Origin of the sequence: Ensifer sp. ENS03, from assembly GCF_014852035.1 — a bacterium.
Taxonomy (GTDB): domain Bacteria; phylum Pseudomonadota; class Alphaproteobacteria; order Rhizobiales; family Rhizobiaceae; genus Ensifer; species Ensifer adhaerens.
Genome location: NZ_JACVAV010000002.1, coordinates 420078 through 443026, shown reverse-complemented (window position 1 = coordinate 443026; position 22949 = coordinate 420078). Strand labels below are relative to the sequence as shown.

Below are 22949 nucleotides of genomic sequence, written 5' to 3'. Positions count from 1 at the left end.
GGTATTTATATCGCGTCCGATCTAATTTGGCGGTGCCGGATGATCGGAGGCGCTTGCCGGAGGCAGGCGGCCAAGAGGTTTGCTCGGTTCGTCGGTACGGAGAATGGACATGCACAACACTGGTGACGCTACGCCCGTTCGCGCCTATCGCGAGTTTTCCCGCGTGCTCGATCCCGATGTCTACGAGCCGCTGCCGGACGACTGGCTGATCGGCATCACCGACGTCGTGAATTCCACCGGCGCGATCCGGGCCGGGCGCTACGAGGACGTCAACTATGTCGGCGCTTCGGTGATTGCCGCCATCGGCAATGCGCGCGGCGATTTCGATTTTCCCTTCGTGTTTCGCGGCGATGGCGCGGCGTTTGCGCTGGCGCCGGGCGGGGCGACAATGGCAGCTTCGGCGCTGCGGCAGCTCGCCGCCTTCGCAAGGGACCGGTTTGGTCTCGATTTGCGCGTTGGCCTGCTGACGGTCCGGGATATCAGGGACCATGGCCAGGATGTGCGCATCGCCCGCTATGCCGCATCGGAAAACGCGACCTATGCGATGTTTGCCGGCGGTGGGCTTAAGTGGGCGGAGCGGCAGCTGAAGCAGGGGCGCTATCTGCTTTCGCCGGAAAGCCATGGAGCCGAACCGGATCTGACCGGCCTTGCCTGCGAATGGCGGCCGTTTCCAAGCCGGCAGGGGCAGATCCTGTCGCTGCTGGCCGAACCCGCCGACGACGTGACGCCCGAGCGCTTTGCCGCGGTGGCGCGCGCGGTGATCGCTGTCTTCGATCAAGGGCCGCGGCAGTCGCATCCTCTGCCGGAGGAAATGGGTGTGCCGAAGGACGCGCGGGTGCGGGTTGCGCCCGAGCGCTGGGCGGGAGTGGCCGCCAGTTCCGATTTTCGCAAATATGACGACGGTCTGCGCCTGACGGTGGATTGCACGACGGAGCAGATCGACCGCATCGAGGCGATCCTTGCGGCCGCCAAGGCGCGGGGCGAGGTGATCTTCGGACTGCATCGGCAGAGCCACGCGCTGATGACCTGCCTTGTGCCGTCGGCGCGACCGGATGCGCACTTACATTTTCTCGACGGCATGGACGGCGGTTACGCCAAAGCGGCGGAAATGATGGTGCCGCGTGAGCGCTTGAGTGCCTGATCCGGCCAAGCGGCAAGGACGGCGGAGAGCCGCCCTTGCGCGTGATGCTGGCCGCTCCAATCGCCGTGCCGGCCTTTGCGCGAGCGATAATCGCGGCAGCGGCAGGCGGGCGTTTCAGCGACCTTCACTATTTCCGGTTTCCGGGCTGACCAGCGCCTAGCAGGTTGTCGCGCAGCTTTGCCACCGACCGCTGCACCGTCTCAAAGTCGTCACCGAGGCCGATCACGTCGGTCAGCGCAGCACCCGGCTCGGCATCCACCACCGCCTGGCCGGCCGGCGTCAGCGTCAGCCGCACCTGGCGTTCGTCTGCGGGATCGCGGCGCCGCTGAAGGTAACCGTCAGCCTCGAGCTTCTTCAGGATCGGCGTCAGCGTGTTCGATTCCAGAAAGAGCTTTTCACCAAGCGTGCTCACCGTCTGGTCGTCCTCTTCCGACAGCGCCACGAGGGTCACGTATTGGGTATAGGTGAGGCCCAGCTTGTCGAGCAGGGGCTTATAGGCGCGGCCGAAGGCAAGATTTGCCGAGTAGATCGCAAAGCACAGGAAGTTCGAGAGCTTCTTGCCGCCCTTGGCCGATGCAGTGCCAGGGTCCTTGGCAGTCTTGGACGTGGACATGGGAATCTTTTTTCCTTTTCGTTGTCTGCACTTAATATAAATCGTATCCGATTAAATCGCAATGGTGTTGACGGTGCTTCACGCTTCATCTATAAACATCGTATCCGATTAAAGCGGATCAGATAAAAAATCAAACAGAGAGGAAATGACATGACCGAGAAGCTTCTTTTCACCGGCAAGACCCACAACACCAGCGGCCGCGACGGCGGCACCATCAGCCAAGACGGCACTTTGGAACTCAAGCTCACCCAGCCGCATCCGGCCGCGGAAAACCTGTTCGGCGCCGCCTGGTCGGCCTGTTACCTGGGCGCGATCGAGCTCGCAGCGCTGCAGCGCAAGGTGAAGCTCCCGGCCGGGCCGCAGGTCGATACCGAGATCGATCTCAACGTCAACGACGGCTCCTATTTCCTGCGTGCCCGCCTGAACGTTCGCCTGGATGGTCTCGACCGCGACGTTGCGCACGACATCATCCACGCCGCCCATGATATCTGCCCTTACTCCAAGGCAGTGCGCGGCAACATCGACGTCGAGACCAATCTCCTCTGATTTCGGCTTAAAAAAACCTATTGATATCATCGGGATGTGCCTGAGCTGGTCACCAGCCGCGGCGCATCCCGATTTCGTTTCAGCAGCGCTCGTTCCTCTACGCATGGCGTCCGGCGGCGGCGGAGGGATTTTCCCGACGGGACCTCACAAGAATGTAATTTGGCCGATCGTCGCCCTTGTTGGTATTTTCGCGCCTTCGCATGTACAGGGGAGCGGCCCTGAGGGGCCGATGGTCGCATGCCTTACAACCTCACGGTCAATGGAAAGAGCTATGCCGTCGATGTGGACGGCGATATCCCTCTGCTCTGGGTCCTGCGCGACACGATAGGGCTTACCGGAACCAAATTCGGCTGCGGCATCGCCATGTGCGGCGCCTGCACGGTGCATGTCGACGGGCAGGCGGCGCGCTCCTGCGTGATGCCGGTGTCAGAGGCGGCGGAGAAACCGATCACCACGATCGAGGCGATCGGCGACACGCCCGAGGGCAAACGGGTGCAGCAGGCCTGGCTCGACATCGACGTGGTGCAGTGCGGCTACTGTCAATCCGGGCAGATCATGTCGGCGACCGCGCTCATTGCCGCCAATCCCACGCCGACCGACGACGACATCGATGCCGTCATGGCCGGAAACATTTGTCGTTGCGGCACCTATCCGCGCATTCGTGCAGCCATCAAGCTTGCGGCGCGGGGGTGATGCCATGTCCATCTTCGACAGAACGAACCTTTCCTTATCGCGCCGCCAGCTTCTGATCGGCGCATCGCTGACCGGCGCGGGGCTGGTGATCGGCTTCAGGCCGCAGGCGGCCGTCGCGGCGGGCGAGCCCTTTTCGCCGAACGCCTTCATCCGCATTCCCCAGGAAGGCAAGATCACCTTTGTCATGCCCTCGGTGGAAATGGGGCAGGGCATCTATACGGCGGTCGCGATGATGCTTGCCGAAGAGCTGGAGGTCGGGCTCGACCAGGTGGTGCTGGAACATGCGCCGGCCGACCCCAAGCAATATGCCAATCCGCTGCTGGGCGACCAGATCACCGGCGGTTCCTTTGCGATCCGCGGTGTCTACGAGCAGATGCGCAAGGCGGGTGCGGCGGCCCGCATCATGCTCATCGGCGCTGCGGCGCGCGACTGGGGCGTTTCGCCCGACGCCTGCAAGGCCGAGGCGGGACATGTGGTCGAGACCGCCGGCAGCCGGCGCGCCGCCTATGGCAGCCTGATTGCGGCTGCGGCCTCTGAAGTCGTGCCGCAGGAGGTGCCGCTGAAGCCGGCGTCCAGCTACCGGGTGATCGGCAAGCCGGTGCATCGTCTCGACAGCCCGGAGAAGGTGAACGGCACGGCGAAATTCGGCATCGATGCCCGCCCGGATGGCGTCTCCTATGCGGCGATCGCGATCTGTCCGCACTTCAACGGCAAGCTGCGCTCAGTCGACGAGGCCCCGGCCATGGCGATCAAGGGCGTCAGCCAGGTGATCCGCATCGAGGAGGCCGTCGCGGTCGTCGCCAACAATACCGGCGCTGCGCGGAAGGGGCTCGCGGCCCTTTCGATCGAATGGGATCCGGGGCCGAGCGCCTCGGTTTCGCAAGCCGAACTCGAGCACCTCATGGATGCGGCGATCGACGGCAAGGCCCTGCCGCATGTCAGCGAAGGCGATGTCGCCAAGGCCGAGGCCGAGCATGGGCCGGTGCACGAATTCGTCTACCGCATGCCGATCCTGACCCATTCCGCCATGGAGCCGATGAATTGCACCGTGCATGTGCGCCCCGATGGCTGCGAGGTCTGGGTGGGAACGCAGATCATGAGCCGGGCACGGCAGGCGGCGGCCGACGTGACCGGCCTGCCGGTCGAAAAGGTGGTGGTGCACAACCACTTGCTCGGCGGCGGCTTTGGCCGCAGGCTCGATGTCGACGGTGTGATCCTCGCGACGAAGATCGCCAAGCAGGTGAAGGGCCCGGTGAAAGTGACCTGGAGCCGGGAGGAGGACATCCGTCACGACTGCTATCGTTACCTCAACTACAGCAAGGTGACGGCGACGCTCGGGGCCGACGGCATGCCGGTCTCCTGGCGGCACCGGGTCATCGGCCCGTCGGTCATGGCGCGCTGGTTCCCGGGCTTTACCAAGGACGGTGTCGACCTCGACCAGATGGCAGGGGCCGAAACGCCCTATGCGATCGAAAACAGGCAAACCGATTTTGCCCGCCAAGAGGCGCCGGATGGCATGCTCACCGGTAACTGGCGTGGTGTCGGCGCCACCCGCAACATTCCCCCGGTCGAATGCGGAATCGACGAACTGGCGGAACTGGCGGGCATCGATCCGCTCGAATACCGGCGGCGGCTGCTGCAGCACAAGCCGCGGCTGCTCGGCGCGCTCGACCTTGCAGCCGAGAAGGCCGGCTGGTCGACCCCGCTTGCCAAGGGCAGGGGGCGGGGTATCGCGGTTGCCGAGGATTTCGGCAGCTTCGCAGCGATGGTCGCCGAAGTGAGCCTGGACGGGAACGGCAGGTTCAAGACCGAGCGTATCGTCTGCGCGGTCGATTGCGGCCAGGTGATCAACCCGGACACGGTCGAAGCGCAGATCCAGAGCGGCGTCGTCTATGGCCTGAGCGCGGCACTTTACGGGCGCATCACCGTCGAAAACGGCGCGGTGGTCGAAGGTAATTTCGACGACGCGCCTGTCCTGCGCATCCACGAGACGCCGCCGATCGAGGTGCATATCGTACCGAGCGCCGAGGCGCCCGGCGGCATCGGCGAAGTCGGCACGCCTGGCGTGGCGCCGGCGCTTCTGAACGCGATCTTCATGGCGACCGGCAAGCGGCTCAGAACCCTGCCGATCGACCAGGGCGACCTGAGGAGGGTTTGACCATGAACAGGCCCGCCCTTGCTCTCTCGCTTGCATCCGCGCTCGTGGCGGCAGGTCTCATCGCCACTTTCGAGCCGGTCAGCGGTTTTGCCGAAACCGCCAGTGGCGGCGCCTTGAAAGGTGCAGCCGACTTTGCCTCGATCACCGATGCGCGCCAGCGCTCGAAGGCGATCTTTGCCGAGGCGAGCCGGGTGCTCACCCATCCGCGCTGCATCAACTGCCACCCGGCAACGCGCAGCCCGACGCAGGGCGAGGACATGCACCCGCATGTGCCACTGATGATCGCCGCCGACAGTTCGATGGGGCCGGCCGGCCTTGCCTGCAGCACCTGCCACGGCGCGGAGAACCGGGCGATCGTCGGCAGCCGGCTGAAGTCCATCCCCGGCAACGCCCATTGGCAGCTGGCGCCCGAAAGCATGGCCTGGCAGGGCCTCACCGTTCGCGAGATCTGCGAACAGGTGAAGGACACCGAGCGTAACGGCAACCGCTCCCATGCCGATCTCATCAAGCACATGGGCGAGGATCACCTGGTCGGCTGGGCCTGGCATCCGGGTGAGGGCCGCAGCGCGCCGCCCGGTTCGCAACCGGAGTTCGCCGCGCTGATCACGGCCTGGGTGGAGACCGGCGCGGAATGTCCGGACTGAGCGGAAGCTCACGTCCGGACTGAGCGGAAGCTCAAGTTTGGGCTAAGCGGGTTGGATTGCCGGCGAGCGCTGTATCAGCCTGTCGAAGCGCGTGCCGCGCACGGCGTCATGCAATCTTCAGCAGCCTTCGCCAGGCCTGCTGCAAGATTGGATTTGATGCGGCCAAGTAACTGTAAACAACTGAAAATTGCAAGATCGAGGCGTTGCTGCGACGATCGGGGAGCGCAGGCACGTCGTCGCTAGGAGCGGGTCCTCCTTGACAATGCAGCCGGACTGTTCGACCTTCGCGCCCATGACCTGCCGCCTCGCCAAACTGACGACTGCAAAAAAAGCCCCGCACCCGGGGCTGTCGGTCGTTGCGCGCAGAGCATAGCAAGCACAAGGACCAGATCGACCCCGCCGGTTCGGACGGGGTTTTCGCTTGCGCTCTCCGTCTCCGGTTTTTTCAAGGAGATGGAATTTCATGGAAAGCACAGCTTCAACGCAATCGCCGGGCCTTGGCGGCCTCTGGCTGCCGCTGATCACGCCCTTTCGCGATGGTGAACTGGACGAGCGCTCACTCCGCCGGCTGGTCGCCCACTATGCGGCCGAGCCGATCGATGGCTTCATTCTCGGCGCGACCACGGGCGAGGGCATGGCGCTCGACGAGGCGGAGTGCGAGCGGGTGGTTGCGATCACCAATCAGGCCCTGGCTGGAACCGGCCGGCGCATTCCGGTCTATTTCGGGCTTTCCGGCAACGATACGCGGAAGTCGGTGAAGGCGCTGGAGCGGATGGCCGCTTGGGGCGTCGATGGCTATCTGATTGCCTGCCCCTATTACACGCGGCCGTCGCAGCGGGGGCTGTTTGCGCATTTCTCGGCCCTTGCTGATGCCACGGACCGGCCGATCCTGATCTACAACATTCCCTACCGGACGGGCGTCAACCTCGGCAACGAGACGATGCTGCAACTGGCGGAACGGAGAAACATCGTCGGCGTCAAGGATTGTTCGGCGGATGCGACGCAATCCTTCGATCTGCTGCGCCACAAGCCGCGCGATTTCGCCGTGCTGACCGGCGAGGACCCGTTGTTCTACACGGCGCTGACGCAAGGGGCCGAAGGCGGGATCACGGCGTCTGCCCATGTGCAGACGGCAGCCTTCGCCGATGTTCGCAACAGGCTGCTTGCCGGCGACCAGGCGGGGGCGCTTTCCGCATGGCAGCGCCTTGCCGACCTGCCGAGGCTGCTCTTTGCCGAACCGAACCCCGGGCCGATCAAGCACTGGCTGTGGCGCGCGGGGCTGATCGACAGCCCGGAGATGCGCCTACCGATGGTGCCGGTGAGTGATGACCTGGCGCTGAGGATCGAAAGGGCGATAGCGGCGCAGGACGGCCGCCGCTGAGCCTGCGACGGTTCCTCAAGGCGGGGCGACCGGTGAAAGGAAGATCGCCCTGCTTTGCGTGGTCGTTTGCATCGTATTTTAACAGTTACGTACTTTCGCCGAACGGCTTGTTTCGGCAGGATAGCGGTCCTCACGCGCGGTGTCCGACGGCCCTGTGCGGACCCGTGCTGCTGGGCATTGAAATGCCGCAGTTGAGGAAAAAAAACAGAGAACCATTCTTGCGAGCGATCCGTGTCCTGAACCGTCACGGGTGAGGGCGAAAGGCCGGTTTCCCGGCGCGAGGACGAAGCCGGGCGAGATGGACGGTGTGCCAAAAACGGGGCGCCTGTGCGGGTGCCTTTCGAAAGCTGATTGATCAGGACGCCTGGAGACGATGATGAAAACATCCGGCAGCAATCTTGAAATCACTCGACGCGACATGATGAAAGGCGGGATCGGAGCAGCCTCGCTTGCCGCGATCGGTGCCGGCGCGGCCGTTCCGGCGGCTTTGACCGCCGCCTCGGTCGTTACCTCGGCCACGCCCGCCGAGGCGCAGCAAGCGCTCGGGCCGGGAGCGCCGACGCTGCCGGTGACCGGCGTTGCCATGCATCCAGGCTATGCCCGTACGATCGGGCAGATGGCCTATATCTGGGGCTGGCCGATCGTCAACATGCTGAACCGCAGGGCCAAGGTCACCCAGGCGCCCTATGCGGGTCTGCTCGGTGGCCTTTCGCCGGTGGCCCCGCGCGGCCAGGTGGGCATGCTGCACGACTATATCGAGCCGTCGGAAACCTTCGTCACATGCCCCAACCAGGACGTCGTCTATGGCCTCGGTTTCTTCGAGCTCGACGATGAGCCCGTCGTCGCGCAGGTGCCCGACTTCGGCGACCGCTTCTGGCTCTATTCGCTCTACGATGCCCGCACCGATCAGTTCGGCCAGCTCGGCAAGCCCTATGGCACGCGGCCCGGCTTCTATCTTCTTGTCGGCCCCGACTGGGACGGGCTGAAGCCCGCCGGCATCACCGACATCATCCGCTCCCCGACATCGCTTGCGAGCGCCATTCCCCGCATCTTCCAGACCGACGTGAGCGACGACAACCAGGCGATCCAGCCGCTGATCAACCAGGTGGTTTTCTATCCGCTGAAAGAGTTTACCGGCGAGGCGAAGACGATCGAATGGGCAAAGCTGACCGACATTCCGGCTCCGCCCTTAAACGGCGGCGCGACCGACGCCGAAACCAAATGGGTGACGCCGGAGACGTTCTTCGACCAGTTCGGCGACGCCATCGCCGCGGTCGATCCGCTGCCGGGGGAGGAGGCGCTTTTTGCCCAGTTCCGCCTGTTGCTCGACGCGGCCGAGCGGGATCCCGAGCTTCGGGGCATGCTCGTCGACACCGCGATCGAGACCGAGAACAAGGTCATCCACCCCTTCTTGGAATGGCAGCGCAACGGGCTGCCGGCCGGCAATGGCTGGAACCGCTCGGTCAACAATGCGCAATGGGGGATCGACTACTTCAACCGGACCGGCACCGCCAAGTCGAACATGTTCAACAACCGGCCGAGCGAGACGCAGTATTTCTATACCGACTTCGACGGCGCCGGCGACCAGCTGACCGGCGTGAAACTCTACGAGATCACCTTTGCGCCCGGCCAGGAACCGCCGGTCAACGGCTTCTGGTCGCTGACCCTTTATGACGACAAGCACCTCTTCCACACCAACGACTTCAAGCGCTATTCGCTGGGCACCAAGAGCGACAGGCTGAAGCGCAATGCCGACGGCTCGCTGACGCTCTACGTGAGCGCCGAGCGCCCCGGCGGGGAGAAGGACAGCAACTGGCTGCCGGCGCCGCACGGAATCTTCTCGCTCTACATTCGCGCCTATTGGGGCAAGGACGCGATCCTCGACGGCACCTGGCAGCCGCCGAAGATCACGGTTGCGGCATGAGGGGGGCCAAGGTGCCGGGATAAACCGACGTCGGTTTGCCCGGCGTGCTCAACGCCAGAAGCGCTTGACGTCGATCACGTCGTCGAGCGCAGCCTGCGCGCGGTCGATGAGCTTGTCCTTGTTGGCCTGAACGACGAGCGTTCCGGCGTCCGGGTGATCTTCGAGGCCGATCTCGCCGAGCACATTCGGCGCCGAAACCAGATCGTTGAGCGTGCCGAGTTCATCCTGCAGTGCGGCCATTGCGGCCGTGAAGCGCTTGTGGCGCCTGGCGCCACGCTTGTCGTCGAACAGTGTCGCAAAGAATTCGGCGGCATAGCGCAGCTTCTTGGCGTCCTTGCGGGCCTCGTGCCGCTCCTCGTCGTTGATCTTGGCGAGCGCGCGGCCGTGCTTCTTCAGCTTCCGGCGCTCGCGGTCGAGCACGGCCTCGGCAAAATCGGTCACGGGCCGATCGTGAAGTTCGGCGGGCGGCGATGAAAGATAGGCGCCGCAGTGCAGCCACTGGTGGAGATCGAGCATGAGGGCGCGGCCGCGTCCGTCATCGAGCGCCGCGAACACCTCCCGATAGCGGGCGGCGCGGGCTGTCTTCAGCCACTCGACAAGTTCCGGCTGGGATGCGCGGGCCAGGAGAACGTCGACGTCGCGGGCCTTGCCGAAGACGCCCGCCAGCCACTTCAGCTCGCCTTTCAGGCGCGTACTTTCGTCGTCCTGAAGCAAATCCCTGTAGAGCGAGAAGGCCGATCGCAGGCGCCGAAGGGCAACGCGAGCCTGGTGCAGGGCCTCCGGGTTCTGGCGCACGCGCAGCACGTCTTCGTTCAGGCGGTGGTGGCGAAGACAGGCAAGGGCGACCGTGCGGAAGCTCTTTGCCACCCGCATCTCGCGGTCGAGTTCGACCGGCTCGGCCTTGAAGACCATCTGCTCGGCATCGATGAGACGGAAGCCGCGCTCGGCCTTGGACATGACGCCGAAGCGGATGGGAACGATCGCCTCGATACGGCGGGCGAGCGTGAAGAGCGCCTCGGGCGCGCCGTCCTTGAGCTCAAGTTCGATCTCGCCGATCGCGGTCTGGCGGGTGCCCGCGGTGATCAGGCCGCGGTCGAGCACGACCTCGACGTCGGCGCCATCCTGTTTCACTTTCCAGGTGGTGCGCTCGACATCGACGGCAAAATGCGCCTGCAGATCGCCTGGCTCGAGGTCGAACTGGGCGGCAAGCGGCGTGGTGTGGTCGACCACCGGCTCGTCGCTGTCCAGCGGCTGCTCCCATTCCGGCCGGGCGAAAACCGAGGCGCTCGCTCCCGTCGCCTTGATCGTCTGGGTGCGGGCAGAACCGAACGTGCGGATGCGCAGCGTGAAACCCGACTGGAACAGGTCGCGGGCGCGCGTATCGAAATAGACGGACCGCTGGCTTTCGACGCGCGCCGGCTCACCCAGAAGCCCGGATGCGGCGAAGCGATCGAGATCTTCAGGGAGAAGCTCGAGCTTGATTTCGATTTCCGTGTTCAACCCCATCCTCCAACAAGTGCAAGAGACAACGCGATAATGCCATATGAGCACATTGGTTCGTGTTCTGGATGACATGGATCATATTGAATGCTCGAGGCCACGCGATAGGTCGCGCTCGAAGCTGGAGGCCGCCGGGGTGTACGGGATTTCAATGGATTCCGGGCGGAAAACCGCTTCGCACTTTTCCTGGAATTGCTTTTGAGGCGACGCAATTCCGAACGGACAAGCGCTTCACACTTTTCCTGAAATTGCTTTTTGAGATGGCGCGATTCCGGACGGAAAACCGCTTCGCACTTTTCCTGGAATTGCTTTTTGAGATGACGCAATTCCGAACGGAAAACCGTTTCACACTTTTCCTGGAATTGCTTAAGCTCCCCGCATTTCATGCCACGGAATTGATAAATGTCGCTTCGCCTTGCCACCTTCAACATCGAAAACCTTTTGAGCCGCTTCGATTTTTCCGGCTTTCGCAACCAGCTGAAACAGGACCGCGTGCTCCGGCTCTTCGACGTGAAGACGGAAGCCGAGTACCAGCGGCTGGAGGAGGCGCGCACGATTGCGCATACGGACGATACGCGGCAGATGTCGGCGCTCGCGATCGCCGATTGCGATGCCGATATCCTCTGCCTGCAGGAAGCCGACAACATGGCCTCGCTGCAGGCCTTCGAATACAACTACCTTTTTCGCATGGTCGGCAACGGCTATCGCCAGAAGTACCTGATAGAGGGCAATGATTCGCGCGGGATCGACGTCGCCGTGCTGATGCGCGAGGAGACGCGCGACGGCCAGCCGATCGAATGCCTCGACGTGAAGAGCCATGCGGGGCTGACCTATGAGGACCTCGACCTCTTCAACGACAGAATAGCGCTTACCAACCGTCCGGCCGACCGGATCTTCAAGCGCGACTGCCTGGAGCTGGACTTAAGGATCGGCGGGCGGCCGCTGACGCTCTACGTGGTGCATTTCAAGTCGATGGGGCCGGCGCGCGAAGGGCTCGACGGCCGGCAGGCGACGATGCCGCTGCGCGTGGCCGAAGCCTCGGCCGTGCGCCACATCATCGAAAGCCGCTTCGGCCGCGGGAAGACGGCCGACAAGATGTTCGCGATCTGCGGCGACATGAACGATTACCAGGAGAAGGTGAACATCCTCGGCGACCGGCGCACCGGCTACCAGTTCGTGCCGCATGAGGAGGAGACGAGTTCGCTTGACGTCTTCACCCGCGGCGGCTTTGTCGAGAACCCGATGCTGCGCCGTCCGGTGATGGATCGCTGGACGCTGTTCCACAGCCGCGGGCCGCAGGAGCGGCATCTCTGCCAGCTCGACTATATCTGGCTTTCGCCGGCGCTTGCCAAGCGCAACGCGCACCAGGTGCCCGAGGTCATTCGCGGCGGCCAGCCGTTCCGCACGATCTTTCCGCCTGATCTGGAGGTGGAGCGCTATCCGCGCACCGGCTGGGACCGGCCGAAAGCGTCCGACCATTGCCCCGTGGCCATCACCCTGGATGTGTGAGCATGAGCGCGCTTGAAAGCAACACGGACGCCTGGCCGGATGAAGGCGTCAACATCCCGATCGATGCGGTGGATGTCCGCGTTACCGGCGCGGCACATCCGTTTCACCAGGAGGAGGTGGAGCGCGCGCAGGAAAACTGGCAACGGGAGATTACCGCCAACCCGCACCTCTTCGACGGGCGGATGGTGTTGCTCAGGGCGCTTCGCATCGCGGACGGCCGGCTGCGGGGCGAGGGGCATGTGGTGCCCTATTCGACCTTTCTCTGGTGGCGGAAGACGCGAGCAAAGAGTGCCTTTCATCTCTTTGCCATGCCGGCGATCCTTTCTTCCGACGGTGCGCTGATCCTCGTGCGCATGGGCGGGCACACGGCCAATCCGGGCCGGGTCTACAGCCCCTCCGGTTCGCTCGAGCCCGAGGATATCGTCGATGGCGGCTGCGACATCGACGGCAATATCCGCCGCGAGGCGATGGAAGAAACCGGCATCGACCTTTCGCTCGCGACCGTGGAGCCCGGCTATCACCTGCTGCATATGGGCCGCGCCGTGACGCTCATCCGCGTCTATCGCTATCCGGAGAAGGCGGCAGCGCTGGTTGCGCGCGTGGCGGAGCACATTGCCGCGGACCCGGAGCCGGAGATTGACGAGGCGATCGCGGTTTTCGGCCCGGATCCCGTGGCGCACAACTATCCGCCCTTCGTACCGCCGATCCTCGACTGGCTGTTTCGGCGCGAGAAGCCGCTCTGATTTCGAATCAACGGGACGTCGCATCTCCTTGTATTTGTGCGTTTTAGCGGGGGTCGCCACGCGGCCGCGCGGCCGCGGGTGCGCGCCGGTTGCGGCCGGGAGGGTTTTTGGCCGCGTGAGCGGCGAAGCGTGCTGCCGGAGCCGGAGCTAAAGAAAACGTGATCCGCGCCGAGCTGTGTACCGGCGCTTTTAAGCCTTGCCGCCCGCGTCCCGACGCTGCAAAGTTCGCGCATATTCGCAAGGGGACATGAATGGCGCTCAGCTACGCGATCTACGACGTCTTCACCGACAGGCGACTGGAAGGCAATCCGCTGGCCGTGGTCTTCGGTGCCGACTGGCTCGACGATGAAGCGATGCAGGCGATCGCGCAGGAATTCAACCTGTCGGAGACGGTGTTTATCCGCAGGCCCGGCGGTGCGGCGCACACGGCGAAGCTCCGGATCTTCACGCCTGCCCAGGAACTGCCCTTTGCCGGCCATCCGACCGTCGGTGCGGCAATTGCGATCGCCGAGGCCCAGCGTGGCGCGACCGAGGAAGGTTTCGACCTCGTGCAGGTGCTGGAGGAGAAGGTAGGGCCGGTGCGCTGCGCCGTGCGGCTCAAGCCCGGGCAGGCGAGCTTTGCCGAATTCGACCTGCCGCGAAAATCGGTCAGGCTCGACGCACGCTTCGACCGGCAGGCGATCGCCGATGCGCTAAGCCTGAAACTGTCGCAGATCGGTTTCGAGAATCACGTGCCGTCGTTCTGGAGCGCGGGCGCACCCTTCGTCATGGTGCCGGTGCATGATGTGGCGGCGGCTTCGTCGATCGAGTTCGATTCGCTGCGCTGGGAGCAACTGACGCCGATGGCCGAGGGACGGCTGGCCGCGGCTTACGTGTATTGTCGCGGCGGCGTGAACCACACGGCGCGCTTTCACGCCCGCAAGTTCGGCCCTGGTGCCGGCAATCTGGAGGATCCGGCAACCGGCTCGGCCGTTGCCGCCCTTTCCGGCGCGATCCACTATTTCGACCAGTTCGTCGACGGCCATCATCCGGTGCTGGTCGAGCAGGGCGTGGAAATGGGACGGCCGTCCTTCATTCACCTGCATCTCGACATCTCGGGCGGCGAGATCAGCAACGCCCGCATCGGCGGCCATGCGGTGAAGATTGCGGCCGGCGAACTCTACGTCTGAGGCGTCGGCGTAAGACTTGGGAAATTCAGCTTAATCAGCGTTTTAAGAGAAGTTTTGGTGGGTGATCACGGGCTCGAACCGTGGACCCGCTGATTAAGAGTCAGCTGCTCTACCAACTGAGCTAATCACCCATCCGCGACCGCCGCGGTGTGTCCCGCTGCTGTCGTGAGGGGGCGTATAAAGGCGTTCGGTTTGGTTGTCCAGCGCCTTTGTGAAAATCTTTTGAAAAATCTCGTGGGGCTAGAGCACCCCCTGTGGAGAACTCGCCCGCTATCAACCGGGCGCGTTCCGGCCACCCCTCGCGCATCCCTGCGGATACAGGCCACAGGGGAAACGCGACAAAAGACCCGTTTGACGCGAGGCGCATGGTCGGCATACTGCAGCGAGCCGGGCACACGAAACGAGCGATGATTGGAGAGGTATCCCCATGCGCAGCACGATCGCCACAGGAATGCTCGTCGGTATCCTTGCCGGCTTCGCCACCGAGGCGAAGGCCGAAGTGCCGTTCTTCAACGCCACCTGCCCCGGCCGTATCGAGGTCCACGCCGATCAGGGCGGTCCCGTCTTCATCAATGGCAGCCAGGCCCGTCTGAAGCGGTTCAGCAGCGATTATTACGAGGCGAGCCAGGGACGAACCACGATCTCGATCAGCGTCAACCGCGATGGTTCGCCTTCAATCAGCTATACGCGCCGGGGCGCCGGCAACGGCGTCTGCCGTGTCACGTCTGCCGACGGCAACACACGGCCACGCCCGGAACGCCCGCCGCAATACGACGACACGCAGCAGCCGGATCGTGTCGACGCAAGGATGATGCCGCGCTTCTGCCAGGGCGAAGCGTCTGCCGCCTTCGGCGTGCGTCCCAACCGGATCACCGTCAATATGGCCTTCCGAAGCGGCCGCTACTATTGGGTGCAGGGCAACTACGATGGCGGCCGCGGCGTCACCTTCTTCAACTGCCGCTTCGACCTCAGGGGCAACTTCATCGACGTGCGCTGACGACGGGGGTGATTGAAGGCAAGAATCTAGCCGTTTCCGACCGCTCCGGCGGAAACGGCTGTGAGTTTATTATTGCGAGATGCAAATACCCTCTTGAGTGTGATGAGGTCGTGCGCTAAAGCGGCGCCACGGATGGGTGATTAGCTCAGTTGGTAGAGCAGCTGACTCTTAATCAGCGGGTCCACGGTTCGAGCCCGTGATCACCCACCAAAACTTCTCCTAAAGCGCTGATTAGATTACAATTCCTATATTTGCGCCGATCGCATGTGTCCGGGCTTCTGGGCAGAAGTCACGGCCCGTTTCCGTTGCAAAATATACCGGTTCGATGTTGCGCCCCCAGTGGGCGGCGCGCATTCCGCTGACCCGTGGGACGGGCGGCGGATGAGGATCGCAAAGACAGGGCTGGGCCAGCGTGATCGGTCTTCCGGCGATCAGTCGCCAAGCGCGCGCGACGGCCGGGCCGCCGTCGCGCCGTGTCTTGCAGGGCTCGTGAATCACTTGGCCGGAAAATATCGAAGGGTTCCGGCGAGCCGGGGACCGGTTGAGCCCTTAGTGTCCATCGGATGATTGATGCCGTCGTTGACCGGCAATTCTTCAAAATCAAAGGGGCTCACGCCCTCCAGGCAGGCTGCGTTGACGCCGTAGAAATCGGGGTTGGAGCGCGGCTTGTGAAAGGTGTAGATGCCGCATTTCGAGCAAAAGAAGTGCTCTGCTGCATTTGTGTTGAACTGATACTTGGTCAGCGCCTCGCCGCCCGAAAGCACAGTCACGCCGTCTTTGGCCGCCGAGACGGCAACCGCGCCCTTCAGCTGGCAGTATGAGCAGGTGCAGCGGCGGGCCGTATGGAGGCCATTCTTCAGCCGAACATTGAAGCGAACCGTTTTGCAGTGGCAGGCGCCGTTGAGGTCCTGAACGTCGAAATTCATGGAAACATCCGTCTGGTCTGAGCCGAATTGATGTCTGTTCCATAAGGGCTGGATCACGGATCCTCAAGTGCGGGCCACCGGCGTCGCGGCCGGCGCGACCGACCCTCGGCCAGTTGTGCCGCCGGCACCGTTCGGCGTCGGCCGCCCCTATGTTTTCGAGATCAACAGGCTCCGTTCAATTGGCGGTGCAATTGGGATCGTTTCCATTGATGACGGTCACGCCCGAACCAGGGGTGGTCGCAAGGCTCACAAAGCCCGCCGCATTGCTGGTGTTGCCGTCATGCAACAGGCGCATCTTCAATCCTGCGTCTGCAGATTGTTCTCTTGCCGACAAAGTAATCCTGTGTAATTTTCGCCAAATCGGAGCTCAAACTAGAGGAGGCATACGATGAATATCAATTTTGTTCAGATGCGCGCCTCTGGTGGAATGGTTCACCCGTCACGACGAGTGTGCCGTAATCCTGTGTATTACTTCGGCGCATAACTGCGTCCTGAGTTCCGCCTTTTCGTATCTTCCATTTTGACTTGATGTGACCGGCTTCCGGAACGTAGTTCCGTATCCGCGCGCATCCATAATCTAGAGGACCCGACCGCTTTGCGCGGCGGGAAAAATCATGCGCGAATTGCAACTGACCACCGCTGGCGCTTTGCCGGCGATCATGGACGACCTTTTTCGAACGTTCGGCTTCCGCCGCACGGTCGGCGCTTTCCTGCTTGCTGCCTGGAGGCGTCAGCGGACGCTCAACCAGCTCAGCCACCTCTCCGACCGTATGCTGCGCGATATCGGCGCAGAAACGGGAGAGGGCGTGAAGAAGCCGGAGATCGCCGACATCTCGCTCTGGCAGATGCCGGTCGGCTATCCGGTGACGAGACACAACTGAGGCCCGCGTCAAGCGGGCCTCTTTTCCCGCAGCAACCGGTGGCCGATGAACAACGGCTCAGAGGGCAATCGGTTCACTGGGGGACTGGCGCGGCGAGCTTGGCCGCGCAGTCATGCTTGATCATCGCCGCGGCAAGGTTTTCCCGCCCCTTGCCGGTCGCCTTCGCCCTTGCCGCCGCCATCTCCCTGCACCAGCCGGCGTCGAGAACGTCCTCCGGGATGTGCGGTATGCAGGATGAAAGAAAGAGCAGCGAAGAGAGGAAGACGACGCGCATTCAGGGGCTCCGTGGGTGGGTTCCGAATTGATAGCATTGGCGGGCGATAGGGGAACAGACGGCAATGGCTTGGCCGAAAAGGTCGAGCGGCTTTGGAATTGTCGATCGGTGCGCCGCGTCCCCCGGCGTTTCCGAGCTCGGTGGGACATCGAAGTAGAACCTTGCGGCTGCGATGTGTATATCGCCGGCATTCAATTAGTGCGGGCGTGGCGGATGCGATTTGCAAGGGTCAGAAGAATATTGCTCTCCACGGTCCCGCTTGCTCGATTGGACTATCTGCTTGGCATCGCGCTGTGCGCCTTGCTCGTGGCAGCCCTGTTTCCGTTCGCGGCGGCTGACGAAGTAGGGTGGCCAGCGAAATCGGCGTTGATTTTCGGCTGCGGCTATGCGGTTTTCCTGACGTTGCGACGACTGGTCGATCTCGGCGTTGCCAATTCAGGGCTCGCCTTCCTGTTTCTCTATGCATATTCGGTCGCAGCCGGCGGACTTGGCAGGGCACTTGGCGCCTGGGGAGCAGTCGCCCCTGTGGCGCTGGCGTTGTTTTTGTTTCTAAGCCCGACGACTGCTGGTCGCGTGCCTGCGCAAGATCAGCCAGATTCGGTGGGCTGACTTCCGATGTTTCGCGCGATCGACCTGAAGTCGGCCATCGCCTTCGGCCTGCTACCGGGCGCCTGGACGGAGTTCGACTTCGATTGCGATGAAGGACCCGAGGCGACTTCGCCAGACGACGTGAAGTTCACGCTGGAGCTGGAGATCGGCACGAAGGAGGAAAGCTGGACGGAGAGTTTTTCCGTTCTGGTGGTCACCCCCAACAACAGGCCCGGCCGGACCCCGCACACGCGATTTCTGGCGTTGCCACGCTACAGCCACGCGGTTCTCAAGGGGCACTTGGTCAAGGCGCTCGCCGCCAGTCAGCGCGACAGTTGGGAAGAAAGCCTCTTGGAACTGCGCAAGCGGTTTTTCTGGGAGTGGGAAAGTACCTGATCTCGCCCGGACTTCTGGGTGGTCGACTGGTGAACGCCGCCTCTCGCCGGCCGCACGGGCCGGTTTTCCCTGATTATATCGACGAGCGCGCTTGCCCGGTTTGCTCAATTAGCTATGACGGTGACGAGGTCGGGACATCCGGCATTTGAAACCGCGGGTGGAAGTGCAGTAGCGATGACGGACACCAGGAATATTATTGACGCGCGTGCGTGCAGCGACGAGGCCCTGCAGGCGATCGGTTCCGATGTGCTGATTGTTGGGTCGGGGGCTGCGGCCTGCGCCATGGCGACGCGGCTCTTGGCGGAGGGCTTGAAGGTCACGTTGCTTGAAACCGGCGACAACCTCGTCAACTCCGACAGCTCGCCCTTCTTCGAGATCGCCAACCAGGAGCCGTTCGGGCTTTCGTTCCAGATCGGCGGCGCGACCAATCTTTGGTCCGGGCGTGTCGCGCCGCTGGAAGATGTCGACCTGACGTCCGGCAACGACTGGCCGCTGGAGCGCGCTGAACTCGATGGATATTACCAGCAGGCGATCGAACTCCTGCAGCTGAAGCCGATCGGCGCCATCGACCAGGTGCCAGCCTATGACGGCGGCTCGGCGCCTTGGCGGGATTTTGTCTCCGACCCGGCCGTCTCCGTCAAGCGGTTCCAGTGGAGCCGTCCGGCCTTCAACGGTCAGGATTATCTGAAGGCGCTTGCGGGCAAGAACCCTGATCTCACCATCGTCTATAATTGCCGCGTGCTGCAGGTGATCCCGACCGCCGCCGGCGATCGCGTCGGCGCGGTGCGAGCGGCGATCGGCGAGGGGCGAACCGTGGAGCTTTCCGCCCCGGAATTCGTGCTTTGCGCCGGCGGGCTAGAAAACCCGCGCATCATGCTGAACAGCCGCCAAGGCGGGTTTTTGGCAAACGACAATATCGGCCGCTTCTTTTCCACCCATCCGAAGGCGAATGTCGGGCGCATTCACCTGTTCAAGACGGTGAAGACGGCAGGGCCGCTGTTCAGCGATCACAAGAGCGGCAGCAGCTCGCTGCGCTTCGGTGTCGGCGTGCGCAAGGGTCAGAAGAGAGACCAGCTGAACCATTATGTTCAGTTTTCGCCGCGCTTTGAATCGATCGGGCTCAAGCTTCTCGAACATGCGCAGCACGTGGTGGCTGCCGGCGAGGGCGGCGATCGCCCGCAATCGACCTTGCGTCGTCGCCTGACCTCGGCTCTGGCGGTTGTCGGCCAGGTCGCCTTCAACGTCATCGGCAAGATGGGGTTGCTCGGGCCGGGCGGCTCGATCCTCGTGGTGCGCGGCTTCTTCGACCAACATCCCAATGCCGAGCACAGGGTCGAGTTGAGCGAGGCGCGCGATCCCCATGGGCTGCCGAAGGGCGTCGTGCGCTGGTCGCTGACAGAAGATGACCAGGCGTCGATCCGCGAATTTCTGGACGAGCTTTCCGGGCTGCTGCTGCGCCACAATATCGGCAAGCTGATCTCGACGCTGCCGCCGGCAGGCAAGCCCTGGGACATCACCGGCATCCATTCCCATTTCATGGGCACGACGCGTATGGGCCGCTCGGCCGACATGTCCGTCATCGATCGCGATGGCCGGGTGCACGGGGTCGACAATCTCTATGCGGCAGGCGCGTCGGTCTTCACCTCCTACGGCTACGCCAATCCAGTACTGACAGTCATGGCGCTTGCAATGCTTACCGCCGATAAGATATGCCAGCGCCACAAAACAAAGGCGGGTAATCCATGACGGAAATGACTTCCCCGGAACTTAGCGGCAAGGAACAGCGGGCGAAACGCACGCGCTGGCAAAAGCTCTCGCGAAAGAACTACTTCGGGGGCAAGCTTTCGACGAAGAACCTGGTCCGGCTATGCCAGGAAAATGCTTCGAACAAGCGCACGATCATCGTTCACACCGAAGACGTTGACTATACTGAGTTTTTCCCGAACTCGTTCCTGGTCTCGAAGTCCGATCGCAAGAAGGCCGATCTCGTCGTCGACACGCATTACCATCTCGATGCCATCGAGAGCGAAAGCTACGACATCGTGCTCTGCACCGGCCTGCTCGAACATGTTCCCGATCCGCAGCGGCTGATCGACGACATGCGCCGCATCCTAAAGCCGAACGGCAAGCTGATCATCTCCGCCTCGGCGGTGTTCTCCTTCCACGAGGGGCCCGAGAACTATTTCCACTTCACGCCTTTCTCCTTCAAGATGCTGTTCAAGGACTGGAGCGAGATCGAGGACCTGCGCGGCTCGAGCATGCCGTTCGAAACGATCGGCATTCTGATGCAGCGCATTCTCCTGCAGTGCGACGTGTTTCCGCTGGCGCGACCGTTCATCGAACTCATGGCGCGCTCGGCCCGGTTCTTCGACGTCTTCATTACCCAGCAGTACGATACGACGTGGAAATACACCGACGATCACAAGATCGATTCGATGATGCCTTCCAATATCCAGGCCGTGGTGAGGAAATAGCGCGGGCCCGCCCGCGGCTTGGGCGACGTCCGTCGCCGCTTCGCCTTTAAAATTCCGATGAAGGATCACCCACGGGCGACGCCCGTGGGTGATTTCGTTTTTGGCGCCGGGTGCTCGCGGGCGTTTACGGGGTCGTCGCGGGCTGCGTCGTGGCCGGCTGCGTGGTTGTTGCTGGCGGCGTCGCCGACTGGTCTGTCGTTGCGGGCTGCTGGGTCGTCGCTGGCTGCTCGGTCGTTGCCGGCTGTGTCGTCGTCGTTGTCGGCGCTGTCTCGGTTGCCTGCTGGTTCGCCCCCGGTTTCAGGAACATCACAGCAAGTACAATGAGCACGACCACAACCACGATACCGATGATGGTGTTTCGATTCATCAAGGCTTCTCCTCAGGTTAAGTGCCTTGAAGCTGTAAATGGAGCGGTTGGTCGAATTATCAACGGGCCGGTTCGCGGGTCGGTTGAAAAACACATGCCAAACGTGGCGTGGGGCGGCTGCGACCGCCCCGACGTGTGCGGCTGTCCCTGAAGTGTAAACATGAGCCGGGTGGTTTTCCCAATCGACAGCCGGCTAAGTGAAAGCGCGAACCGACAAACCCGCCTTAGCGGGTGCCTTCGTCGGGAGCCTTCGGGACCGCAGTAATGAAGCCGAGCCGCAGCAGTTGCTTCGATCCGTCGAACTTCATCGAAGACTCGGAAAAGAGCTGCAGGGCGCCAGTGCTGGAGAGTGCATCCGTCATCTTCGCGTAGGCCGCCGAGCCGTCGAAATATTGCCCATCGGCCACCGCGTCGTTGATGACCTTCTGGTAGTCGGCAAAGAACTTGAAGTGCAGTAGCGTGCCAAGAATAGACGAGAAGTTGCGCTGATAGGGGAGCGGCTGGTGGATGCTGGGGCCGAAGCGACAGTCCTCGTCCCAATAGATCAGCGGATACTTGATCATTTCCAGGTCCGAGTCGAACTCGCGGTGGCGAGCGCCGCCCTTGATGGTGATCGCCCGCTTCGTCGTCGTCAGCGTATAGCCGCGGCTGTCGAAATGATCGGCGACTTCCCAGGGGGCACTTGTCTGCAACTGGTCGATGTCGGCGGCCCCGAGATCGACCGGATACATGTCCAGCATCGGTGCCGGGAGGCGCGAGATCTTCAGGCCCTCGAGCGCGTGGATGACCGACCAGAGCGTGCGGTTTTCGCAATCGTCATAGATGAGAAATTCGTCGGAATCGACGTTCACGTACCAGCGTTCGCCACCATACAGTGCGAACAGCGACTCTCTCCAGGCACGTCCGCGCCGCGCATCCTTGTAGCGGACCGAGGATGCCCACAGGTCGACATCCGGCTGACAGAGCAGAAATTCGCGGGTGCCGTCGGTCGAGGCATCGTCGACGCAGATGAAGCGGGTGATCCCGAGTGACCGGTAATGGGCGAGGAAGCCCGGCATGAGCTTGGCGTCGTTGCGGGTCAGGAAGATCAGCGGCAGGTCATCGGGATAGAGCGACGTCTGCCCCTGGGGGCTGACGCAGCGCAGATCGACCGCGTGGTTCATCCTGCGCTCGCGCCGCTCGACCTTGGTCGTCTCGTACCAGGTCGCGATGCGATCAAACAAGCTTCGATCCGTGATCGACTCGGCATCGGATCGATTCTTGAAGGGATACGCGATATCCGTCATGCTCATTCCGACATTTGTCATAAACAATATGAACCCGGACTAAATCAAAAGCACAGGCGTGGCAATCCATACGATCGCACGGATATGGGGAGCGAAAATCGCTGTGTCGAGTGGCTCGCACACGTGGAGTGCGCCCGGCTGCTACAGTTTCTGCGGGTATCCTTCAATCGCAAAAGGCGGCATTCAAGCAGGTCGGCACTGGTGCGCAGCCTGACGTCAAAGCGTTTTCTGCGAAACTTTTCGCCCGCTATCCTGTTTCTCCTTCATCCACGTTCGCGCTGATGCGCCAAGAAGTGGAGGAGGCAGACATGACAAGCATGATGAGCAAGCTATTGATGGCGGCCCTGGTGGCCGCGGGATCGGTCACCGCAATGCCGGCCGTCTCGCCGGCGCAATCACTCGACCTCTATATCGGCCGGGACCGCGATTATTACGGCGACGACTTCCGTCGCGAGCGGCGCTATGACGACGAAGATTACGTTCGCCCGCGCGGCTGCAGCACTGGCCAGGCGTTGCGCCGGGCCTATCGCGCCGGGCTGCGCGATCCAGAAATTGCCGCCATGAGCCGCAACCGGATCGTCGTTGAAGGCGAAACCCGGCGCGGCCAATATGCCCGGATCTATCTGGCGAACCGCAGCGGCTGTCCGCGCATCGGATAACGGCTGGGCGGTCGCATGACGATCGCATCGTTCTCTCGCATAGGCCGGCGTCGGCAATCGTTCGGCGTCGGCGGTCGGGT

The 22949-nt window shown here is 62.8% G+C and carries 23 protein-coding genes and 2 tRNA genes; 18 read left to right on the top strand and 7 right to left on the bottom strand.

Annotated features, from left to right (window positions below):
• Positions 1-109 precede the first annotated feature (109 nt).
• Positions 110-1141 carry a DUF3095 family protein gene (locus IB263_RS08845; RefSeq protein ID WP_090294113.1) on the top strand — a complete coding sequence of 344 codons (1032 nt, stop codon included), beginning with the start codon at positions 110-112 and terminating at the stop codon, positions 1139-1141.
• A 127-nt stretch (positions 1142-1268) separates the two neighbouring features.
• Here the strand turns inward: IB263_RS08845 and IB263_RS08840 are convergent, their stop codons facing one another.
• A complete protein-coding gene (locus IB263_RS08840; RefSeq protein WP_034793351.1) occupies positions 1269-1754 on the bottom strand; it encodes a MarR family winged helix-turn-helix transcriptional regulator in 486 nt (161 codons plus the stop codon).
• A 150-nt stretch (positions 1755-1904) separates the two neighbouring features.
• Between IB263_RS08840 and IB263_RS08835 the strand changes: the two genes are divergently transcribed.
• The 6 genes from IB263_RS08835 (at position 1905) to IB263_RS08810 (ending at position 9100) form a co-directional block, all read left to right on the top strand.
• Positions 1905-2300, top strand: a complete 396-nt coding sequence (locus IB263_RS08835) for an Ohr family peroxiredoxin (protein ID WP_034793353.1) — start codon at positions 1905-1907, stop codon at positions 2298-2300.
• A 237-nt stretch (positions 2301-2537) separates the two neighbouring features.
• Positions 2538-2993 carry a (2Fe-2S)-binding protein gene (locus tag IB263_RS08830; protein WP_034793355.1) on the top strand — a complete coding sequence of 152 codons (456 nt, stop codon included), beginning with the start codon at positions 2538-2540 and terminating at the stop codon, positions 2991-2993.
• A 4-nt stretch (positions 2994-2997) separates the two neighbouring features.
• Positions 2998-5151, top strand: a complete 2154-nt coding sequence (locus tag IB263_RS08825; protein ID WP_192438297.1) for a molybdopterin cofactor-binding domain-containing protein — start codon at positions 2998-3000, stop codon at positions 5149-5151.
• Positions 5152-5153: 2 nt separating this feature from the next.
• A complete protein-coding gene (locus IB263_RS08820; RefSeq protein ID WP_060516124.1) occupies positions 5154-5795 on the top strand; it encodes a hypothetical protein in 642 nt (213 codons plus the stop codon).
• A 463-nt stretch (positions 5796-6258) separates the two neighbouring features.
• Positions 6259-7176 carry a 4-hydroxy-tetrahydrodipicolinate synthase gene (gene dapA, locus IB263_RS08815; protein WP_192438295.1) on the top strand — a complete coding sequence of 306 codons (918 nt, stop codon included), beginning with the start codon at positions 6259-6261 and terminating at the stop codon, positions 7174-7176.
• A 376-nt stretch (positions 7177-7552) separates the two neighbouring features.
• Positions 7553-9100 carry a DUF1254 domain-containing protein gene (locus tag IB263_RS08810; RefSeq protein ID WP_083523527.1) on the top strand — a complete coding sequence of 516 codons (1548 nt, stop codon included), beginning with the start codon at positions 7553-7555 and terminating at the stop codon, positions 9098-9100.
• Positions 9101-9148: 48 nt separating this feature from the next.
• Here the strand turns inward: IB263_RS08810 and IB263_RS08805 are convergent, their stop codons facing one another.
• The gene (locus IB263_RS08805) at positions 9149-10606 is read right to left on the bottom strand and encodes a CYTH and CHAD domain-containing protein (protein ID WP_246810986.1); all 1458 of its coding nucleotides are present in this window, start codon (positions 10604-10606) and stop codon (positions 9149-9151) included.
• Positions 10607-11002: 396 nt separating this feature from the next.
• Between IB263_RS08805 and IB263_RS08800 the strand changes: the two genes are divergently transcribed.
• The 3 genes from IB263_RS08800 to IB263_RS08790 all read left to right on the top strand — a co-directional run bounded on the left by IB263_RS08800 (position 11003) and on the right by IB263_RS08790 (position 14021).
• Positions 11003-12109 carry an endonuclease/exonuclease/phosphatase family protein gene (locus IB263_RS08800; protein ID WP_113506076.1) on the top strand — a complete coding sequence of 369 codons (1107 nt, stop codon included), beginning with the start codon at positions 11003-11005 and terminating at the stop codon, positions 12107-12109.
• A gap of 2 nt (positions 12110-12111) precedes the next feature.
• Positions 12112-12852, top strand: a complete 741-nt coding sequence (locus IB263_RS08795) for an NUDIX hydrolase (RefSeq protein WP_192438291.1) — start codon at positions 12112-12114, stop codon at positions 12850-12852.
• Between the two features lie 251 nt (positions 12853-13103).
• Positions 13104-14021, top strand: a complete 918-nt coding sequence (locus IB263_RS08790) for a PhzF family phenazine biosynthesis protein (RefSeq protein WP_034793378.1) — start codon at positions 13104-13106, stop codon at positions 14019-14021.
• A gap of 55 nt (positions 14022-14076) precedes the next feature.
• Here IB263_RS08790 and IB263_RS08785 read toward each other — a convergent pair.
• Positions 14077-14152 (bottom strand) — tRNA-Lys (locus tag IB263_RS08785).
• Between the two features lie 296 nt (positions 14153-14448).
• Between IB263_RS08785 and IB263_RS33935 the strand changes: the two genes are divergently transcribed.
• Complete coding sequence (locus tag IB263_RS33935; protein WP_210338229.1) at positions 14449-15018, top strand: hypothetical protein; 570 nt, start codon at positions 14449-14451, stop codon at positions 15016-15018.
• Positions 15019-15152: 134 nt separating this feature from the next.
• Positions 15153-15228 (top strand) — tRNA-Lys (locus IB263_RS08775).
• Positions 15229-15512: 284 nt separating this feature from the next.
• Here IB263_RS08775 and IB263_RS08770 read toward each other — a convergent pair.
• The gene (locus IB263_RS08770) at positions 15513-15944 is read right to left on the bottom strand and encodes a GFA family protein (RefSeq protein WP_060516128.1); all 432 of its coding nucleotides are present in this window, start codon (positions 15942-15944) and stop codon (positions 15513-15515) included.
• A gap of 614 nt (positions 15945-16558) precedes the next feature.
• On the opposite strand from IB263_RS08770, the gene IB263_RS08765 reads away from it, so the two are divergent.
• On the top strand, positions 16559-16825 hold the full coding sequence (locus IB263_RS08765) for a DUF1127 domain-containing protein (RefSeq protein WP_034793390.1): 267 nt from the start codon (positions 16559-16561) through the stop codon (positions 16823-16825).
• Between the two features lie 73 nt (positions 16826-16898).
• Here the strand turns inward: IB263_RS08765 and IB263_RS08760 are convergent, their stop codons facing one another.
• Positions 16899-17099, bottom strand: a complete 201-nt coding sequence (locus tag IB263_RS08760) for a hypothetical protein (protein ID WP_034793392.1) — start codon at positions 17097-17099, stop codon at positions 16899-16901.
• Between the two features lie 69 nt (positions 17100-17168).
• Between IB263_RS08760 and IB263_RS08755 the strand changes: the two genes are divergently transcribed.
• From IB263_RS08755 to IB263_RS08740, 4 genes are all read left to right on the top strand, one after another.
• The gene (locus IB263_RS08755; protein ID WP_143034192.1) at positions 17169-17708 is read left to right on the top strand and encodes a hypothetical protein; all 540 of its coding nucleotides are present in this window, start codon (positions 17169-17171) and stop codon (positions 17706-17708) included.
• A 6-nt stretch (positions 17709-17714) separates the two neighbouring features.
• Positions 17715-18083 (top strand): Imm8 family immunity protein, encoded by a 369-nt coding sequence (locus IB263_RS08750; RefSeq protein WP_192438288.1) that lies wholly within the window; start codon positions 17715-17717, stop codon positions 18081-18083.
• Positions 18084-18257: 174 nt separating this feature from the next.
• Complete coding sequence (locus IB263_RS08745) at positions 18258-19829, top strand: GMC oxidoreductase (protein ID WP_192438286.1); 1572 nt, start codon at positions 18258-18260, stop codon at positions 19827-19829.
• Positions 19826-20557 (top strand): class I SAM-dependent methyltransferase, encoded by a 732-nt coding sequence (locus IB263_RS08740; RefSeq protein ID WP_051659275.1) that lies wholly within the window; start codon positions 19826-19828, stop codon positions 20555-20557. The genes IB263_RS08745 and IB263_RS08740 overlap by 4 nt, the downstream gene beginning before the upstream one ends.
• 124 nt (positions 20558-20681) lie before the next feature.
• Here IB263_RS08740 and IB263_RS08735 read toward each other — a convergent pair whose 3' ends face one another.
• Complete coding sequence (locus IB263_RS08735; protein WP_034793396.1) at positions 20682-20924, bottom strand: hypothetical protein; 243 nt, start codon at positions 20922-20924, stop codon at positions 20682-20684.
• A gap of 224 nt (positions 20925-21148) precedes the next feature.
• Positions 21149-22135, bottom strand: coding sequence for a glycosyltransferase family 2 protein (locus IB263_RS08730; protein WP_162727286.1), 987 nt, complete (start codon positions 22133-22135; stop codon positions 21149-21151).
• 203 nt (positions 22136-22338) lie between these two features.
• Between IB263_RS08730 and IB263_RS08725 the strand changes: the two genes are divergently transcribed.
• On the top strand, positions 22339-22869 hold the full coding sequence (locus tag IB263_RS08725) for a hypothetical protein (RefSeq protein ID WP_246810985.1): 531 nt from the start codon (positions 22339-22341) through the stop codon (positions 22867-22869).
• Positions 22870-22949 lie beyond the last annotated feature (80 nt).

Coding starts and splice junctions, on each gene's coding strand:
- IB263_RS08830 (WP_034793355.1), top strand. CDS start 2,538: ATGCCTTACAACCTCACGGTCAATGGAAAGAGCTATGCCGTCGATGTG.
- IB263_RS08825 (WP_192438297.1), top strand. CDS start 2,998: ATGTCCATCTTCGACAGAACGAACCTTTCCTTATCGCGCCGCCAGCTT.
- IB263_RS08735 (WP_034793396.1), bottom strand. CDS start 20,924: ATGAATCGAAACACCATCATCGGTATCGTGGTTGTGGTCGTGCTCATT.
- IB263_RS08770 (WP_060516128.1), bottom strand. CDS start 15,944: ATGAATTTCGACGTTCAGGACCTCAACGGCGCCTGCCACTGCAAAACG.
- IB263_RS08750 (WP_192438288.1), top strand. CDS start 17,715: ATGTTTCGCGCGATCGACCTGAAGTCGGCCATCGCCTTCGGCCTGCTA.
- IB263_RS08745 (WP_192438286.1), top strand. CDS start 18,258: ATGACGGACACCAGGAATATTATTGACGCGCGTGCGTGCAGCGACGAG.
- IB263_RS08835 (WP_034793353.1), top strand. CDS start 1,905: ATGACCGAGAAGCTTCTTTTCACCGGCAAGACCCACAACACCAGCGGC.
- IB263_RS08790 (WP_034793378.1), top strand. CDS start 13,104: ATGGCGCTCAGCTACGCGATCTACGACGTCTTCACCGACAGGCGACTG.
- dapA (WP_192438295.1), top strand. CDS start 6,259: ATGGAAAGCACAGCTTCAACGCAATCGCCGGGCCTTGGCGGCCTCTGG.
- IB263_RS08840 (WP_034793351.1), bottom strand. CDS start 1,754: ATGTCCACGTCCAAGACTGCCAAGGACCCTGGCACTGCATCGGCCAAG.
- IB263_RS08810 (WP_083523527.1), top strand. CDS start 7,553: ATGAAAACATCCGGCAGCAATCTTGAAATCACTCGACGCGACATGATG.
- IB263_RS08795 (WP_192438291.1), top strand. CDS start 12,112: ATGAGCGCGCTTGAAAGCAACACGGACGCCTGGCCGGATGAAGGCGTC.
- IB263_RS08760 (WP_034793392.1), bottom strand. CDS start 17,099: ATGCGCGTCGTCTTCCTCTCTTCGCTGCTCTTTCTTTCATCCTGCATA.
- IB263_RS08740 (WP_051659275.1), top strand. CDS start 19,826: ATGACGGAAATGACTTCCCCGGAACTTAGCGGCAAGGAACAGCGGGCG.
- IB263_RS08845 (WP_090294113.1), top strand. CDS start 110: ATGCACAACACTGGTGACGCTACGCCCGTTCGCGCCTATCGCGAGTTT.
- IB263_RS08800 (WP_113506076.1), top strand. CDS start 11,003: ATGTCGCTTCGCCTTGCCACCTTCAACATCGAAAACCTTTTGAGCCGC.
- IB263_RS33935 (WP_210338229.1), top strand. CDS start 14,449: ATGCGCAGCACGATCGCCACAGGAATGCTCGTCGGTATCCTTGCCGGC.
- IB263_RS08820 (WP_060516124.1), top strand. CDS start 5,154: ATGAACAGGCCCGCCCTTGCTCTCTCGCTTGCATCCGCGCTCGTGGCG.
- IB263_RS08765 (WP_034793390.1), top strand. CDS start 16,559: ATGCGCGAATTGCAACTGACCACCGCTGGCGCTTTGCCGGCGATCATG.
- IB263_RS08805 (WP_246810986.1), bottom strand. CDS start 10,606: ATGGGGTTGAACACGGAAATCGAAATCAAGCTCGAGCTTCTCCCTGAA.